The organism is Ralstonia condita (assembly GCF_958405655.1).
Taxonomy (GTDB): Bacteria; Pseudomonadota; Gammaproteobacteria; order Burkholderiales; family Burkholderiaceae; genus Ralstonia; species Ralstonia condita.
Genome location: NZ_CATYWO010000008.1, coordinates 102,111 through 119,500 on the forward strand (window position 1 = coordinate 102,111; position 17,390 = coordinate 119,500).

Annotated in this window: 13 protein-coding genes; 3 read left to right on the forward strand and 10 right to left on the reverse strand. The window is 59.7% G+C overall.

All coding sequences use genetic code 11. The annotated features are described in order from the left end of the window. Window positions 1-426: 426 nt before the first annotated feature. The 7 genes from R2N03_RS19330 to R2N03_RS19360 form a co-directional block, all read right to left on the reverse strand. Complete coding sequence (locus R2N03_RS19330) at window positions 427-687, reverse strand: Imm32 family immunity protein (protein ID WP_316659468.1); 261 nt, start codon at window positions 685-687, stop codon at window positions 427-429. Beyond that, window positions 684-2,207 carry an RHS repeat-associated core domain-containing protein gene (locus tag R2N03_RS19335; RefSeq protein WP_316659469.1) on the reverse strand — a complete coding sequence of 508 codons (1,524 nt, stop codon included), beginning with the start codon at window positions 2,205-2,207 and terminating at the stop codon, window positions 684-686. The genes R2N03_RS19330 and R2N03_RS19335 overlap by 4 nt, the downstream gene beginning before the upstream one ends. Window positions 2,208-2,211: 4 nt before the next feature. Further along, a complete protein-coding gene (locus R2N03_RS19340) occupies window positions 2,212-2,475 on the reverse strand; it encodes a PAAR domain-containing protein (RefSeq protein WP_316659470.1) in 264 nt (87 codons plus the stop codon). Beyond that, window positions 2,468-2,995: a hypothetical protein gene (locus R2N03_RS19345; protein WP_316659471.1), complete on the reverse strand. Its 528-nt coding sequence runs from the start codon at window positions 2,993-2,995 to the stop codon at window positions 2,468-2,470. The genes R2N03_RS19340 and R2N03_RS19345 overlap by 8 nt, the downstream gene beginning before the upstream one ends. A gap of 71 nt (window positions 2,996-3,066) precedes the next feature. Next, complete coding sequence (locus tag R2N03_RS19350; RefSeq protein ID WP_316659472.1) at window positions 3,067-7,872, reverse strand: RHS repeat-associated core domain-containing protein; 4,806 nt, start codon at window positions 7,870-7,872, stop codon at window positions 3,067-3,069. A 36-nt stretch (window positions 7,873-7,908) separates the two neighbouring features. After that, window positions 7,909-10,830 (reverse strand): type VI secretion system Vgr family protein, encoded by a 2,922-nt coding sequence (locus tag R2N03_RS19355; RefSeq protein WP_316659473.1) that lies wholly within the window; start codon window positions 10,828-10,830, stop codon window positions 7,909-7,911. A gap of 310 nt (window positions 10,831-11,140) precedes the next feature. After that, entirely contained in the window at window positions 11,141-11,656 is a 516-nt protein-coding gene (locus tag R2N03_RS19360; protein WP_316659475.1) for a DUF305 domain-containing protein, read from the reverse strand. Between the two features lie 242 nt (window positions 11,657-11,898). On the opposite strand from R2N03_RS19360, the gene R2N03_RS19365 reads away from it, so the two are divergent. Next, complete coding sequence (locus R2N03_RS19365; RefSeq protein ID WP_316659476.1) at window positions 11,899-13,152, forward strand: Hsp70 family protein; 1,254 nt, start codon at window positions 11,899-11,901, stop codon at window positions 13,150-13,152. Window positions 13,153-13,306: 154 nt separating this feature from the next. On the opposite strand, the gene R2N03_RS19370 is transcribed toward R2N03_RS19365, so the two are convergent. Both R2N03_RS19370 and R2N03_RS19375 read right to left on the reverse strand, forming a co-directional pair. Then, window positions 13,307-13,702, reverse strand: coding sequence for a hypothetical protein (locus R2N03_RS19370; RefSeq protein WP_316659477.1), 396 nt, complete (start codon window positions 13,700-13,702; stop codon window positions 13,307-13,309). Between the two features lie 231 nt (window positions 13,703-13,933). Then, window positions 13,934-14,995, reverse strand: a complete 1,062-nt coding sequence (locus R2N03_RS19375) for a surface-adhesin E family protein (RefSeq protein ID WP_316659478.1) — start codon at window positions 14,993-14,995, stop codon at window positions 13,934-13,936. A gap of 216 nt (window positions 14,996-15,211) precedes the next feature. Here R2N03_RS19375 and R2N03_RS19380 point away from each other — a divergent pair, with 216 nt between their 5' ends. Continuing rightward, on the forward strand, window positions 15,212-15,856 hold the full coding sequence (locus R2N03_RS19380; RefSeq protein WP_316659479.1) for an SGNH/GDSL hydrolase family protein: 645 nt from the start codon (window positions 15,212-15,214) through the stop codon (window positions 15,854-15,856). Window positions 15,857-16,058: 202 nt separating this feature from the next. On the opposite strand, the gene R2N03_RS19385 is transcribed toward R2N03_RS19380, so the two are convergent. Continuing rightward, a complete protein-coding gene (locus R2N03_RS19385) occupies window positions 16,059-16,424 on the reverse strand; it encodes a hypothetical protein (RefSeq protein WP_316659480.1) in 366 nt (121 codons plus the stop codon). A gap of 705 nt (window positions 16,425-17,129) precedes the next feature. Between R2N03_RS19385 and R2N03_RS19390 the strand changes: the two genes are divergently transcribed. Beyond that, window positions 17,130-17,315 carry a hypothetical protein gene (locus R2N03_RS19390; RefSeq protein WP_316659482.1) on the forward strand — a complete coding sequence of 62 codons (186 nt, stop codon included), beginning with the start codon at window positions 17,130-17,132 and terminating at the stop codon, window positions 17,313-17,315. Window positions 17,316-17,390: the final 75 nt, after the last annotated feature.

Genomic DNA, 17,390 nt, shown 5'->3' on the forward strand with positions numbered 1-17,390 from the left:
TATTTCTGCTGTAAATCGGGCTGAGGACACCGCGACGGCCAGCGTCGGATTCAGCACATACACCTACGACGGCGCTTGCTGCCCCGCTCGGTACCCTTCACCAATCATTTTTCCCATATCAAATGTCTCGATGTTGGTTCCGTTCCTGTCCATTAGTACCTTGCCTCGCTGAATCGCATCGAGTTGGTCAACGTTGCTGTGGAATCGCGTTCAATCAACTAGCCGGGGACGTCTGGGACAAGAATTGTCGTGCGGGATACCGGTTGTAATGCAGCCCAGTTTCACGTCCAACACGACAAGCTCACCATTACCGCTGCCCAAACAGACATTCCCGCTGTAAAACGGGCGGAGCAGATCATCCCGCATCGCCGACACCCCCCCGCTAACTCCAAGGGCCGCTCACGCGGCCCTTTGGCCATTTAGCTGCTAACCACCAAGCAACTTCACTTTGTCTTGATTGATAGCAATTACATCAGCGTGATTCTCATACGAGAAGTTCGATATCGAATCTTGCAGGTGCACGTGCTCAGCATCATTGGAATCCATTTCGTAAGCCGCATTAATTAGGAATACACCAAGAGCCCTAATGACCTCCGGCTTGGCAAGGATGGAAATCTCATCCAGCTTTAACGACCTATCGTCGCCTTCCAATGTTCCAAAAATCTTCACTTCACCAAGATCAGTCATAGATCGAAACCCTTTTCACGCAAATAATCTTTCTCTGTTCGCGTCAGTCCAGAAACGCCCCCTCGCGATCCGTGGCTCTGCGTGCCATCCTTATTCACAACAATCTCCTGCTTTCTGGACTTGCATTGGCAGTGAGCATGGACTTGTTGGTTCGTATTCTCCACATGTGGTGGATCAATTCTTATTCGGCCGTTCCCAACGGTAACCCACTGACCAGATCGAGCTAAGCCCAACGGATCGATCCAACTGACCGGGTTCGGCGCGTACTGATAGCCGTTAATCCCACCCGCCAGCCCAATCGGATCCTTCGATATGAACCGCCCACTGGCCGGATCATAGTACCGATGCCGGTTGTAATGCAGCCCCGTCTCATGATCGAAGTACTGCCCCTGGAACCGAATCGGGTTCTGGATGCCCGCCTTCCTCGCTGCATCGCTAATGACTTCTTGCGCCGCTCCCCAAGCCTTGTAGCTGGCAGCCCAAGCAACCTCACCGTTTTGGTCGGTGAGCTCCTGCGGCGTGCCGAGGTGGTCGCACTGGTACCAAGCCAAACTATCAAACGGATTTGGCTGAATCTCGTACTGCCACAGCGGATCCTCATCGATGTCGTAGTCAGCCTCGGCATAGGCAGGCTGCTTGTGCAGGGGCAGCGTCCCGTGCGTGACGCCCTGGGCGATGGGGACGAAGCTGTTGGGTTCGTACAGATAGTGCGTGGTGCGGGTGCTGCCCGGTGATGGGTGGTAGGCGCCCTGGCGCATGATGTCGGCGTCGCGCCGGGCTTCCCAGGCGAGGGTGTCGCCGTCCCAGCCGTAGAGCGTGAAGCCACATCCCAGCTCTTTGTTGACCCGTGCGCGTTCGTTATGGATGTAGACGCTGCCAGCGCCGAGGGGCTCGAAGTAGACCGCCTGTGCGTGTTTGGTGATGCGCCGGCCGAGGGCATCGTATTGGTATTTCACGCTGAGGCGGTCGTCGCTGTAGCGGGTCAGGCGGTTGAACAGATCCCAACTGAATTGGGCGGTCTGGCCGTTGACGGTGCGCTTGAGGAGGTTGCCGCGTGCGCTCCACTCGTAGTGCGTGCCGGCGTATTGCTTGAGCAGGTTGTCGACCAGGGCGGCTCGGCCCTGCAGGCGGCTGCTGGTTTCGGGTCTTCCCGTTGCGGGGTCTGCCGCGAAGGTACGCAGCGTGGGGTCGTCGAGCAGGTTGCCCGCGGGGTCGAAGTCGAACGTCTCTTGCCCGAGCGCGCTGTGGGCTTCGAGCAGCTTGCCGACTGGGTCATAGCGGTAGGTGAGGTTGCCGCGACGCGTGTCGTTGATGCCGGTGAGTTGCCCCACCGCGTCGTAGCGGTATTGGCGGCGGTTGACGTAGGCAGTGGTGCGGTCCAGATGCGAGAGCGTTTGCTCCAGCAGTCTTCCAGCGGTGTCGTACTTCTGCGCCTGGGTGAGGCGGTTGCCTTGGGTGCGTTGGGTTTCGCGGTGCAGGTCGTCTCGCTCGAAGCTGGCCAGCTCTGGCGTTGCAGTCATGCTGTTAGCCGCTGACCTGCGTACGAGGGTTGCCAGCGAGAAGCGCGGCGCCGCAGGCAGTCTTCATACCGCGCAACGCCACTAGCACGCCATTGATTTCGTAGTGGACAGCGCCCTCGGTGATTGGGAACGGGCCGCCACACTTTGGGCACATGACCATGTTGCCGACACCAGCCATCGGTCGGCCGTCGAGGTCAGTGCCGGGGATGCCATCAAGCACCACCCCGCCGTGGTCAGTGGGGTCGCCTACGCGGATGATTTCACTCATTAATCATTTTTACTGAGTTGTTTATTTTTTTTATTTCAACAATGCACTCATATGACTCGCCGGCATATGGCAAAATTGCTCGCATTTTCATATGCGTTGGATTTGATTTCTTCGCTGCTTCAGTTGATGCTTTGTTGACTGTTGCTAACATAATGGCATCATTATTTAGCAGCTTCGCATTAACTCTGCTGCGACGCACAAAATCAAGATTTTCATGCAGCCTTGATTTATCAGATCCCGTTAGATAGGCGATTTTTTCAGCGCTTGAAATCAAATCCTCTAGATTGCCGGATCCAGGGGTGATATTTCTTAGATCCATAGCCCCTATGAAGGCAATAAATGCCATTCCATTTCCTTGAAATAATTTTTTGCCGCTGTTCATTAAAATAAAACCGGGTTCTGCAACCCAAGCATACTCAGCCGTTTCACGTGTTGCCTCAGTTCGATACCACTTCCATGTCGGTCTTTCTTTTATTACGGGAAAAATTGCTGACATGCCATTTTTCAACTCGATCGCCATGCAACCGGGCACATCTTTTCCATGACTCAAGTTGGAAAATATCAATCCAAGAAGAATAATGCAATTCAACTTCATCGCCTTAAACCTCGCGCATTTCTGCGAATCTTCCCGGCAAGATCTGCAAAGTCATTGATGTCCGCCGTTGGGGCAGTGGATGCCCCGCGCATCTCTGGAAAGTACTCAGGAATATCACAAGCGTATCCGGGTGGAATTTTTGATGTTGGCCAATCTTGGTCAGGTACATAGTCCGTCCGATCCTTAACATCCCGCCCTGGCACCCGATCCCTCGGTTCACACGCCTTTTTAGGCTTGCTCCACTGCCTGCAATATTGCGTGTAGTCATATGGGCTCATGGCATCCCATATCTTCTTGTTGGGGTTCACTGCATCGTGCACCATATCCAACGGATAACCCGGCTGCGAAGCCATGCGAGCCGTCTGTTCATTGAGGGCCATCTGTCGAGAGTTGATGCGCGCTTGCACACGCCGCTGGTGGGCGTTTTGTAACCCTCGTGGGTCAATCCAGCTCACCGGGTTGGGCGCGTATTCATGTGCGTTCAGCCCGCCCGCCAGCCCAATCGGATCCTTCGATATGAACCGACCACTGCTCGGGTCATAGTACCGATGCCGGTTGTAATGCAGCCCCGTCTCATGATCAAAGTACTGCCCCTGGAACCGAAGCGGGTTCTGGATGCCCGCCTTCCTCGCTGCATCGCTAATGACTTCTTGCGCCGCTCCCCAAGCCTTGTAGCTGGCAGCCCAAGCAACCTCACCGTTTTGGTCGGTGAGCTCCTGCGGCGTGCCGAGGTGGTCGCACTGGTACCACGCCAAACTATCAAACGGTGTGGACTGAATCTCGTACTGCCACAGCGGATCCTCATCGATGTCGTAGTCAGCCTCGGCATAGGCGGGCTGCTTGTGCAGGGGCAGCATCCCGTGCGTGACGCCCTGGGCGATGGGGACGAAGCTGTTGGGTTCGTACAGATAGTGCGTGGTGCGGGTGCTGCCCGGTGACGGGTGGTAGGCGCCCTGGCGCATGATGTCGGCGTCGCGCCGGGCTTCCCAGGCCAGGGTGTCGCCATCCCAGCCGTAGAGCGTGAAGCCACATCCCAGCTCTTTGTTGACCCGGGCGCGTTCGTTATGGATGTAGACGCTGCCAGCGCCGAGGGGCTCGAAGTAGACCGCTTGTGCATGTTTGGTGATGCGCCGGCCGAGGGCATCGTATTGGTATTTCACGCTGAGGCGGTCGTCGCTGTAGCGGGTCAGGCGGTTGAAGAGATCCCAACTGAATTGGGCGGTCTGGCCGTTGACGGTGCGTTTGAGGAGGTTGCCGCGTGCGCTCCACTCGTAGTGCGTGCCGGCGTATTGCTTGAGCAGGTTGTCGACCAGGGCGGCTCGGCCTTGCAGGCGGCTGCTGGTTTCGGATCTTCCCGTTGCGGGGTCTGCCGCGAAGGTACGCAGCGTGGGGTCGTCGAGCAGGTTGCCCGCGGGGTCGAAGTCGAACGTCTCTTGCCCGAGCGCGCTGTTGGCTTCGAGCAGCTTGCCGACCGGGTCATAGCGGTAGGTGAGGTTGCCGCGACGGGTGTCGTTGATGCCGGTGAGTTGCCCCACCGTGTCGTAGCGGTATTGGCGACGGTTGACGTAGGCAGTGGTTTTGTCGAGGTGGCTGAGCGTTTGCTCCAGCAGCCTTCCAGCGGTGTCGTACTTCTGCGTCTGGGTGAGCCTGTTGCCTTGGGTGCGTTGGGTTTCGCGGTGCAGGTCGTCGCGCTCGAAGCTGGCCAGTTCCTGACCGTCGAGCTGGATGCCGTGCACGTGGCCGCTGCCATAGGTGAGCAGGTCGATGCGGTGGCCATCGGGGCGGATGGTGGAGACGCGCTGGTTGAGTTCATCGTACGCATGGCGCCAGACCGCCACGCGCGGGCTGTCCAGTCCGCTGTAATGCTGGTGTTCTCGGATGACGTTGCCTGCGGCGTCATGGAACCATTGCAAGCGGCTGTGGGCGTTCTCAGCAAGGACGAGGCGGCCGTTGCCGTCGTAGGCGAAGGTTTCTGTTTGCTTGGTTTCGTATTTGTTGGTCTTGGGGTCGAGGATGCCAGCGCCGCGCTGGGTCAGTCTTCCCAGGGCGTCGAACGTGTAGCCGGTGGCGAGGGTTTCGGCGTCGACGGTGGTTTTGAGGACACCACTGGCAGCGTCGTAGTAGTACTGAGTCGCGTTGCCGTCGAAGCCGGTTTGTTTGAGCAGCCTGCCGACGGGGTCGTATTGGAAGCGAATCTGGCGGGCGTTCTCGTTGATGAGGCCCGTTAAGCGGCCGAGCTTGTTCCACTGGTATTCGAGCACGCCGTGGGCGGCATCGGTACGGCGTGCAATCAGGCCGGCTTCGCTGTAGTCCCACGTCGTGCGACGGTGCAGTGCGTCGGTGTGAGCGAGCAGGCGGCCTTCGGCATCGCGCTCGAAACGCTCGGCGGTCTCATCGGGGTGGATGACCTTGGCGAGTTGCCCGGCTTCGTATTCGTAGCGGGTGACGCCGCCTGCGGCGTTGGTGACTTTCTCCAGGCGGCCACGCGGGTCGTAGTGCCAGGTGGTGGTCTTGCCGGAGCAGTCGGTGTAGCTGGTGAGTTGACCCGCTGCGTTGTAGCCGAGCTGCTTCTTCCCACCCTTGGCGTCGGTGATTTCGGTGAGCAGGCCGGCTTTGTTGTAGGCGTATTCGGTCTTGTTGCCCAGGGGGTCAACTTCTTCGGTGAGGTTGCCTTTCGTGTCGTAGTCGCGCTGCCACAGGCCGCCTTCGGCATCGCGGATCTTGATGAGCTGGTCGTGGTCGTCGTAGGCGTAATGGATGGCGCTGTCGTCGGCGCGGAGGTGTTCGACGAGGTTGCCGCGTTCGTCGTAGGTGAAGCGGTCGATGCTGCCGTCTGTGTGGATGTGCTGAATGACGTTCTTGGCGTCGTCACGGAAGAACCATTCTGAGCGGCCATCCGGGTGTTTGATGCGGTAGGTGTAGCCGAGGATGTCGTAGTAGTGTCGGGTCTCGTGGCCGAGCGCGTCAGTGACGTAGGTGAGGCGGATGTTCTCGTCCCATTCCAGGCGGGTGTTGAAGCTGCCGTCGTCGGCCCATTCGCGAATGGCTTTGGCATGTGGGCCCTCGCCGTTCCACTGCAGGTTCATGCCTCGGCCAGTGCGGTCGGTGTAGCGAGTGACGAGGTGGTGCTGATAGGTGTAGTCCCAGTGCGCAGCGTTCTCGTCCTGCGCCATGACCAGATCGCCCGCTTCGTCGTAGGTGTAGCGCGAGAGCTGGCGGACCAGTTGGCCGTCTTCGATCTGCCAGTGTTCAGCGATGCGGCCGGCATCATCGAGGCGAATGCCGACATGGGCGAGTGTGGTCTGGCCTTGGTAGGCGATGATGTCCGACAGGACGGTGCGCTCACCAATGCGGTGGTCGTAGTGCAAGGCGATACCGGCTCCGCTGCGCAGGGTGATGCTGGTCAGGCGGAAGGACTGGCCGTGACGTTGGTAGGCTTCTTGACTGTCGAATCCGTGGGCGAGCGTCAGTCGATGTTCCGAAACGCGGACGAGCGTGACGCTCTCGATGGGGTCGTGATGGAGCTTGCCCACTTCGGGCAGTGGGTAGGCGTGGCTGCGGCCGTCGGCTGCGTGGTAAAGGACGCTTTCAATGCCCTGCTCGGTGATGACATCGAAGCGCGTGGTGTAGGGCGTGATCCAGCGGGCGCCCTGCTCGCTGCTGTCGTAAGCGCCAAGGCTGGAGCGGTAAGTGCGTGTCCATTCGATGGGGAACAGGCTGGGAAGGACGAAATCAGTGTGGGTGAGCGTTTCGTCGCCGGTCGCGAAGCTGATGCTCTGGCCCGTACCACTTGGCGCAGGGCAGTTTGCGCAACCGGGGCCACCTTCAGCATCAGCTTGGCTAGTGACCGCACCGAGCTCGCCCTCGTGCGCAACATGCTTGGCTTGGCTGGTCTTACTTGTATGAACGTTGGCTGCTTGTCCACCATTGCGCTTTCGCCAGATGGCTACTGCTGCCGCAATTTGAGCCAGCAACCAGCCGATAGTTTGCGCAGTGGCTGAATCTGCCTGAGCGCTTAGTTGCGCGGGCAGCGCTATTCCAAGCTGCAGCAACTTGGCGGTTGTCGCTGCCCTGCGCTGTTGGGCCGCTGCCGGGGTCATGGCGGGCGCGATGGCACCCCTTGATGGCTTCCCCGACGACCGATACACCTTCCACAGCGCATTGAAAATGTTGTCGAGCGTGGAGGATGGATCATAGAGCGGCAAGCGGGACGTCGCTCGTACGTTGCTAGCGGTGCCCTGATTTCCAGGCGTCAAGCCCAAGATCAGTTGCTCGATGATGGCGGCGCCTAGCTTCCCAGCATCGCTCAGCATGTCCGCAAGTTTGCTCTGCGCTTGCTTTACGAAGTCATCAATCTCGCCAGCAATGGTGGCGTTGAGATGACCGACGATCGTCTCGACGAAGGCGTTACCAAGCGGCTTCCTAGGGTCTTGCTGTAGCTCCTGCTGTGCCAGCATGAGCATGGGACGCAAGCTGGTTCGCGCGGCAACCGTTTCTGCTGGATTCGGCCCAAGCGCAATCAAGTCAATCCCGAGCCCTGCGAGAATGGGCGACGTGGGCGCTTGGTCGATCGTCGCAACAATCGCGTCCACTGCACCTGCGAGTGCCATGACGTTGCCAGCGACAGGGAGGTTTCCCGCGACGATGGGCAAACGCTCCAGCGTGACGGCACCATCGCTCGTCTTACGCAGCCATGCGTCAATCCGGGCGGCACTACTGCCGATGTCGTCGGGTGCAATGCTATTCAATGGGCCTACGGCGACTTGGGGATCGCGCGCCTTGCTCGGGGTCGGTGCTGCCATGTGTCTATTCAGGTAAGTGTGCCGAGGGTATTAAGCTCAGATGAAGATGCTCGTGCGGCCCGACGACGGAGCCGCGTGCGGACTGACTTCGGCGAGTGCGGGAATGTTCGCAGGCGGCGATTGGTTCAGCAGTTGCACGCTCGAGGCGTCCCGCCTTTCTAGGCCTGCAGGTCCTGCCTTGACTGCACTGGCGGCCTGCTGTGCAAGTTGCTCGGCTTGTGTGGCCTTGCCGAACGCGGCGAGAACTTGCGAAGCGACCGCGCCAGCGCTGGACGGTGTCGCTGGAGCGGTGGTACTGGTGGCATCTTGGCAGCCGTCTGTCTGCGACCAGCTTGGTTTGCCCATATAACTGCTCTTTGCCCAGGTATCTGCCGGGTCGGCGCCAAACGTCACCTTGGCAGGGCCGGGTGCAATACCGGAGATTGCGGCAAAGCCCTTTGCGTCCAGCTTGCCGTTGGTGATCTTGCCCAGGGCATCCTCGACCTGGAAGTGGCCTTCCTTGATGCCCAACCGGTTGGCGTACTGGTTGAAGATCTCCAGATTGCCCTTGCCGGCCTTCGGTTCACCCGGAAACTGCGCGGTCTGCCGGGCACTGGTGGTGACGGTGTAGCCACCGGCGTGAACGGTGTAGGCGGCTGGCGTTTTGTGCGTGATGCCCCCAGCGCTGTACGTGGTCCCGCTGCCGCCCCCGCTGATGACGAGCTCTTGCTTGGCGCTGATGGTGATGCGGTTGGCGGTAGCCTTGATGTCGAGCTTGGCGAGCAGGTTGATGCTGTTCTGTAGCGCCCGCAGGTCGATGTCGCCGCTGAAGGCGATGAGCCGGTAGCCCAGGCTTTGAATGAAGATGCGCACGCCCCGGCTGACGCTGGCGATGAGCTTGTGGCCGACGGCGAGACTGGTGTGGCCAGTACTTGATAGCGCAAGGTGCTCGCCGGTGGCCAGGTGCATCGATTGCGCCGTGGTGGCTTCGATGCCGGCGGGGCTGGCCAGGACGAGGTGCGGTGCGCTGAGTTCGGGGAAGCTGCCGCTCCCGGCGTTGGCTGCACCGCTGCCCCGGATGTCGTCGTTCTGCGCCTTGATGGCGCGGGCGACCTCGGCTTGGTCCGTCGGGTCTTGTGCCTCATGTTCTTGCGCGAGTTCGGCAAAGGTCTCTTGCTGGTCGCGCGCAACGGTGAGGCGTTGGACGGTTTCCGCCAAGTCCTTGTGGTGGCCTTGGGCCTTGAGCCGCGCTTCGGTGGTGAGCAGCAGGCCATTGGCCCGCACGACGCCCTGGGCGTCGGTGCGCAACTCGAAGCCTTCACCGCGTTTGTCCTTGCGGCCCTGGCCGCGCAGGATGCGAGTGATGAACCCCAGGCTCAGGCTGGAGTTCTGGTGGTCGCTCTGCAGCTGCGTCTGGATTTGGCCTTGGGTGTCGTCCTGGACAAAGGTGTTGGTCCTACCCCCGTACAATTCCTTGCTGACGAAACCAGAGAGCGCATGGTGCCCTGGCATCGGCCACTGGGGCATGTTCTCCCGATTAGGGACGCGGCCCGTGATGATGGGGCAATCCGGATCGCCATTGAGGAAGTCGACAATGACTTCTTGCCCGATGCGTGGAATCTGGATGGCGCCGAAGCGCTCACCCTGCCAGGGAGACGACGTTCGCACCCAGCACGAACTGTTTGCATTGCGTTGACCGATGCGGTCCCAGTGGAACTGCACCTTGACGCGGCCGTATTCGTCGCTCCAGACCTCCTGGTTCTCCGGACCTACGACGGTGGCCGTCTGGGGTCCGGTTGTCCTCGGCTTGGGCTGGGTGCGCTCGGGGCGGAAGAGCTCGTTGCTGGGCTGGGCGGTGAAGCTCACTTCGCAGCGCCACGCTTGGTTGCCGCCAGAAGATTCGGGTACGTCCTCAATCAGAAGCTGGGCGCCAAGGATGAGGTATTCGCGGTTGGCCTCGCTCTGGACGAAGTGCGCGAGGGTGAAGGTGCAGCCTGGGACCATCGCACGCACGTTGCCGGCACCCCGGGCTCGGCGGCCGTGCTGGCGCAGGGCCTCCATGCGCATGCGGGCGACCTGGTCGCCTTCCTTCCAAGGGTCGTTGCCGGCAGTAGGCTGGCTGTGGTCACCGGGCCATTCGCGCACTTCGGCATTGGCGTGGGCGGTATCGAGCGGATCGGCGGCGCGGACGGTGAGGTCGGCGCTCGGCTTGACGAAGTCGTAGTCGGTGGTCGTCCACTGTCCCGAGACGACTTTGTCGTGCAGCTCGAAGGTGTGCAGGTGTTCTTCGTCGATGCGGTCGGAAGACGGCTGCCAGCGGATGGTCTGGTAGGCGGGGCTGGCGAATGGACCAAACGCGCCGTTGCCGTCGGTGAGCACCAAACGATGTTTGCCGCCCGAGTGCTCGATGTGCCAGGCGATGCCCCATTCCTGCGTCAGGCGCTGGAAGAACTCGAAGTCGCTTTCGTTGTATTGGACCTGGTACTCGCGCCTGGGGTAGCGGGCGATGTCGAGCCGGCGTTCGACGGGGAAGATGTAGCCACCCAGCAGCGCATCCAGAATCTCCACCACGGTCTGCTGCTGAAAGATGCGTGTGTCGCGGTTGAGCGTGGCAAGCCAAAGCCAGGGGCGCAGCGTGAGACGATATTTGAGTTGGCGGCCACCATGGACCGGGGTGGGACCGACGATGTCGGTGACAAGCCCGCTGATTTGTCGGGTGCCGGCGTCGGTGCCGTCCAACGCGATGGTGACAGTGAGTTCCTGGCCGCGCAGGGCGTTGGTGTCGAGGTTGGCGGCCGGGCCGTAGAGGACGTTGCGTTCGTCGGGGGTCTTGAGTTCGACTTCGTACTCGAACAGTTCGCACAGCCGCTCGGTGCCGGAGAGCTTGGAGAACACCAGCGCCGGTTTGCCCAGAATTTCTGGCAGGCCGTGGCCTGCAACGATGACGGTTCTGGCAAACGGCACGTCTCGATGGCTCATGGCGACAGCTCCCTAGCTTGAGAAGCTCTCGAGGGTAGCCGGCGAACGACCACCCCGCCCAGCAATTCACAAAATTGCGCAATTTGTAGTGGACTTGGTGCCCTCCAGGAAGGGGGCCCTGGCATGCTGTACCAATGAACGTCTTCAATGAAATCACAACGCTACGCAGTATCCGCAACGCGATCGCGAAGAGAAGAACGATTCATGCGGTCATGCTCCCCCCCTCAAACACTGGAGTCTCACCGTCAGAGAGCACCAACTACGCACGGACCAGTCGAGGAAAAACAAGCTCCGGTTACATAGCAGCCAATCATTCCGGCCGGGGCGGGGGGTCTCCGCGCTTGCGGTAACTCGGGATATCCGGTGCACCGGCCGGCGGCGGGTTCTGCTTCAGATCTGCGATGAGCGCCTTCATCTCACCAATCTCCTTCACCTGCGCCCGAATGATGCCGTCTGCCAGCTTGCGCACGCGTGGGTCTTTAATGTGCGCGCGCTCACTGGTCATGATGGCGATGGAGTGGTGAGGAATCATCGCCTGCATGTACGACACATCCCCCACAGTCTGCTGGCCCCGAACGAGCCACAGCGCGCCGCAGAACACGACCGCGCTCACGAGCAGGATCGCCACGTTCAGTGCGGCTTTGGCGTACATGTTCCACATGAACACGAGCATGATGGCGCTCATTGCCGCCCCCATGATCAGCGCCATCCACATGCGTGTCTGGCTGAATAGAACGTGCTCGATCTCGTAGGTGTTCAAGTACATCAGACCGAACATCACGACCGTGGACACCACGATCATGGCTCCGAAACGGGCGTAGCTCATCTGTTGCCCCCGCGCGTTGAACAAGTTGGCGGGGCGCGGTCATCGGCCCCGGACCATGCAAGTGCAGCATGCGGTATGCCCGCCTCGGGTATGTGTTTGTCAGCGCTGGCAATCAAGGCATCCACCGTCGTGGAGACCCGTCGCACAAAGCCACTACAATAGCGCCCCTTCGCCGGTGGCACCCGCTCCTGATATCCCGTGCAGGCGCATGCCTCCCGCTGCACTCCAGTGGCCACATTCCTATGATGTCAAACGCCTGCGGCGTCGATTTCGGCACGTCCAACTCCACCGTCGGCTGGCTGAGACCGGACGCGCCCACCCTGCTGCCGCTCGAAGACGGCAAAGCTACGCTGCCTTCCGTCATCTTCTTTCATGCCGAAGACCCGCTGGTGACCTACGGCCGTGCCGCGCTGGCCGACTATCTTGCCGGCTACGAGGGCCGCCTGATGCGCTCGCTCAAGAGCCTGCTCGGCACGTCGATGATGGACGACAGCACCGAGGTCATGGGCCAGGCCATGCCCTTCCGCAAGCTGCTGGCGCATTTCATCGGCGAACTCAAGCGGCGTGCCGAGCGCGCTGCCGGCCATGAATTCCGCCGCGCCGTACTGGGCCGCCCGGTGTTCTTCATCGACGAAGACCCCAAGGCCGACCAGCTCGCCGAAGACACGCTCTCGGAAATCGCGCGCGACGCCGGCTTCGACGAGATCGCCTTCCAGTACGAGCCCATCGCCGCCGCGTTCGACTACGAGGCCGGCATCAGCGGTGAAGAGCTTGTGCTGGTGGCCGATATTGGCGGCGGTACGTCGGACTTCTCACTGGTGCGCCTGTCGCCCGACCGCGCGAAACGCCTTGACCGCCGCGAGGACATCCTCGCCAACGGCGGCGTTCACATCGGCGGCACAGATTTCGACCGCGCCTTGAGCCTCGCCAGCGTGATGCCCCTGCTGGGCCTGAACAGCACGCTACGCAACGGCAAGGCGATGCCGTCTGGCCAGTATTTCGACCTGGCGAGCTGGCACACCATCAACCACGTGTACACGCGCAAGGCGTGGACGGTGGTGATGGACAACTACCGAGATGCCGCCGACACCGAAAAACTCGACCGCCTCATCCGCCTGATCCGCGAGCGCGCCGGCCACTGGCTGGCCATCCAGGTGGAAGCCGCCAAGATCGCGCTGTCGGACGCTCCGGTGGCGGAGATCGACCTGCACCGCATCGCGCCCGAGCTGAAGCAGCCCGTCACGCGCGAGGATTTCGACCAGTCGATCGGGAAGCTGGTCGGCAAGACGGTCTCGACGGTGCAGGCCATGCTGAAGACGGCGGGCGTGGCAGCGGAAGCGGTCGATACCATTCTCTTTGCCGGCGGCTCCAGCGGGGTGCCGATGCTGCGCGAGCAACTGGCGCAAGTGCTGCCGTCGGCGCGACGCGTCGAGGGCGACTTGTTCGGCGGGATCGGTTCTGGCCTGGCGCGCGATGCGGCGCGCAAGTTTGGCTGAGGGGCTGAAACGCTGAGAGGCGGCGGGACTTTTTGAGCCTATCGAACCATCCGGGTTGGGATCCTGCTGTCGTCGAAGACGAGGACCACGCCATGCTGGAGGCGATCCAACTCAAAGCGACGAACTCGGTTCGCAGGCTAAGCTGACCACCAATCTACTGTGCGCCCTGCAAGGCTTTCTCCCAGGCAGGGGCATCCTCGGCAAGCTCGCGATAGCAATCAAGATTCGCCAGTTGTCGGCCACTAGCGATATCGACCAGCACGCACGCCATGTTGAAGTGCAACGATCCAGTCTGATAGGCGACCTGGTTTCCGCTTTCCCAAAACATCCATTTCCACACCAATGGATCTCCTTGGATTCGACGGACAACGTGCCCCCGCTGGGCGATAACCAAGGTGGTGGGGTAGCCCCGACCGTCCGGAGACGGATAGATCACCGTCCAACCTTCAAGACCATTCGGCCCCGCCCGATGCGCTGATTCGCTGGGCGTGTCTGCCTGCGACGGCTGATGAGCCAATGCAGCGCCTGACAACACGAGCATGCCGATCATAGCCAGCCTTCTGGCGGTGCATTGCATGATGGATGAGAGCGGTTTGGGGTAGCCCAGTCTAGCGCTTGCTCAGTCGCGGGACTCAACAAGAGGGATACCGGAACGACCACTTCTGGCCGAAAGCGGTCGGCGATGGCATTACCTATGGCCGTCCGCTTTCGACCCTAGAAGAGACTTCTAGCTTTCTCAATCGTGAAAAATCGAGCAAGACGCCTGTTTTCAAAAACCAATTTATTGTGGAGAAACAACGTCGAGCTTTGCCATGATGCCGTCCGCGTTGCTCAGTATGCAATGCCTTCCAATCTCGATCACATTGGTCATTATTGCGAAATTCAACCCATCATCGAACGAGATTTTTTTTGACGACATTCGACCGGAAAGAATGGCATCTTCTATAGTTTTTTTCGTTACACCATCTGCCAACCTATTGACAGGCTCGCATTGAAGTCGAATTTGATTTCCGTTGAATACACCGTCAATGCCTTTTGTCGCCTTGTCATCGATGCCATGAAGTAATGGAATTCCATCGAATCGAACACTATAGACGTCATGCGAGAACATGCCATGCGAATAGCACAATTCATAGGGAGACGGGCTGCCATCGACTCCGCTCATCGTGTGGCACGTGTTCTTGCCGGCCTGCGCGGTCAACAGCGGTCCAGTAAATGGGACATTGCGCCCATCAAGTTCCTTTCGTTGAGCTATAGCTTGATCTATTTTTTCTTCTTCTTGCAATGTAAGAGGTGCGGCTGCATCAACGTGCTTTGGTTTAATGTGTAAGTCGTAATATTTTTCACCAGGCCAATTCTTCTTTGCCTGCGCACAGGCGAGAGTTGCTTCCGCACCGTTCAATGAATCAGGCGGGATATCGTCCATATTTTTCCGATCGAAATCCGGCATTTTTACTGACCTAACCAAGTCCCCATTCGCTTTTCTTGTATTAATCGATAGGAAATTGTATTTCCCATTATTGCAATCGATTAGATAATTGGTTTCGCCAACCTGGAACGCGTGGTCAGTTGAAGGTTGCTGAATTTCCTCGTACGTTTCTCTTATCCAGGCGGTAATTTGGCCGTTGCCGCCTTTCTTAACGGAATTTAGATCGACTTCAGCTTTGGAAAACAGTGGCGCTATGGAGTACGGAGGTACCGCTCTGACCCACCGCGGTGGCGTGGTTTGCTGAGGATCAGCGGGGAGCGTCGATAGCGGATCAGCGGATGGTGCTGCTTGACTAATACCGCTGAGCCATAAGAAGGCGATGGAGAGCGTGATGCGGAAAGTCGGATGCTGCATTTTGCCTTCCTGATCAAGGTTGATTGCATTCGATTGTATGTGTTTCCGACATGAAGTCGATTGACTGCTCCTGGCCGAAAGCGGTCCTAGAGCGCACTGGCGGCGCGCACACGACGATTGTCCGCACTGCCCTCACACGATAGTGATAGCTTGCCCTACCATTCGCACCTTTGACCCTGTCGATCAAGGCAAACATCGTTCCGCTAAAGAGCGTCCATGCAACAGATTCTGATTTATTCTGACTCGCTGTCATGGGGCATCGTCCCGGGCACACGGCGACGTTTTGCGTTTCATGAGCGATGGCCTGGCGTCCTGGAGCAAGCGTTACAAGTTGAGGGGCATCCGACGCGCGTGCTCGAAGACTGTCTTAACGGCCGTTGTACTGTATTGGATGATCCGATTCGACCGGGCCGCAACGGACTACATGGACTCGCCCAGCGTATCGAAATGCATTCGCCGTTGGCGCTGGTCATCCTGATGCTTGGTACAAACGATTTTCAGGCAATTCACCGCCACTCTGCCAAAGATTCTGCACAAGGCATCGGCGAATTGGTCCGCGCCATCCGCCACGCGCCGGTCGAGCCCAATATGCCTACGCCGTCAGTACTGATCGTGATTCCGCCAGCCATCATTGCACCCGCTGGCGCAATGGTCGATAAATTCGCTGGCGCGGAGCAAAAATGCGTTGGCCTCGCGCAAGCCTACCGTGAAGTGGCAGAAAAGTTGGGCTGTCCAGTTTTCGATACGAACAGCATCACATCCGCAAGTCGTATCGATGGCATACATCTCGATGCCGATCAGCATGTGGCGCTGGGTCGCGCAATTGCGCAAGCCGTCAAACCTTTGCTCACGCATCAATAAGAGAGATCTATTGCGACGATACGATTGTCATCCTTCTCGGGTTGAACCGAAGCGGGGTCGTTTGTCTAGATGATGATGGGCCGCTTCTGTCACTAACGTCTCTTAATGGCCGGAAGCGGACAACTCCAACAGCTAACGCCCAACTACCACTCCGCCCCCACACAGGCATTCCCGCCCGTCACGGGAATGCATCAATCTATTGTTATTGGCTATAGCCCCGCCGCTCTATGGCGGCTAACACGTCCCACGTCTGCGGATCGACATCGCGCCCCCCGAGGGACATCGAAACGTAGGCGTCAATCGCATCCACAAAGCCTTTGATGAAGACCGGCGGGAACGCGTGTGCGGACAGATGTTGAAGCTGTTCGCGCAGCATGCCCGGGCGGCACTGGCCATGTGTGCGCATGGCGGTGCGGGTGCGCCGGAGATACGCCTGCGCCGCGATGGCCCCGTTCAGGTAGGTGCGGTTTTTGGTGAGCCTGCCTGTGTCGGACAACGTGGGCGATTGGGTGGGTGGTGCGGGTGGAGAGGGGTACGACGCTGGTCGCGTCTCGTCTGCAATAGGCATAGGAGCCTCCGTGAGTATTGACGGGAGGTCCGCCTTCTCGTCGCCAGACGAAGGTGGCGGGCCTGACGGCGGGGCTGGCGAACCGGTACTCACGGCAACCGGCAGACCCGAAGGTCTCCCCACCCGGCCCGCCATAGGAGGCATGCGCGAGTGTGCGCGAGCGTATCCGCCATGCGGACGCTCGTTGTGAGTATGTCGAGTCGCCAAACCCGGCTGCCGTTGGTGCAGCAGCGGAATGGATTATAGCGATGGGGCCTGCGGCGAAAGTTGGATTCTTGATTCGCGGGCAGCGACTGTCGGAAGGTCACGCTTCAGCCTCAAACAGTGGCGCTTCACCCTCAGAGAGTGGAACGCGAGGGTCAAACACTGGCGTTTCACTGTTTGAGGGTCGGGCGTCAGTGTCAAAGCGTCGAATTCGACCCTCTGAGGGTCGCGTTTGAGCCTCAAACACTCGAACTTCACTGTCTGAGGGTCACGTTCCACTGTCTGAGGGTCGAGTGTCAGTCTCAGAGAGCCGAATTCGACTGTCCGAGGCTCGCGCTTCACGCTCCAACACTCGAACGGCGTGAGCGGGCTTGCCCGCCCCATGTGCGAGCGGTTTCCGTCAAATGTTGTGTACAGCATTGCGATACGCCGCAGCGGTAGCCAACCTCACCGGGTTGTGCCAATCGGCATGACGTTGATATCCGCTTTAGAAAGAACGCAATGTCTCAGAACTTGATCTCGTTTCAACCCAGCGCCACCGACCTGACCGCCATTGACGGTGCGCTGAAGACGCTGGAAGAAAAGCTCGTCGGCCTGATTGGCCTGTCAGTCGAGCAGCGCAGCACGCTCATGAAGATGGGCGACAAATCCGAAGCGTTCTGCCGCCAGGCCGTAAGCACCCGGTGAACCCGTCTTGCCAGCTAGGTGGCGCTGGGCGTCCAGCGATGCGGGAGCAGTTCGGCGATGTCGGCCGCCTTGTGG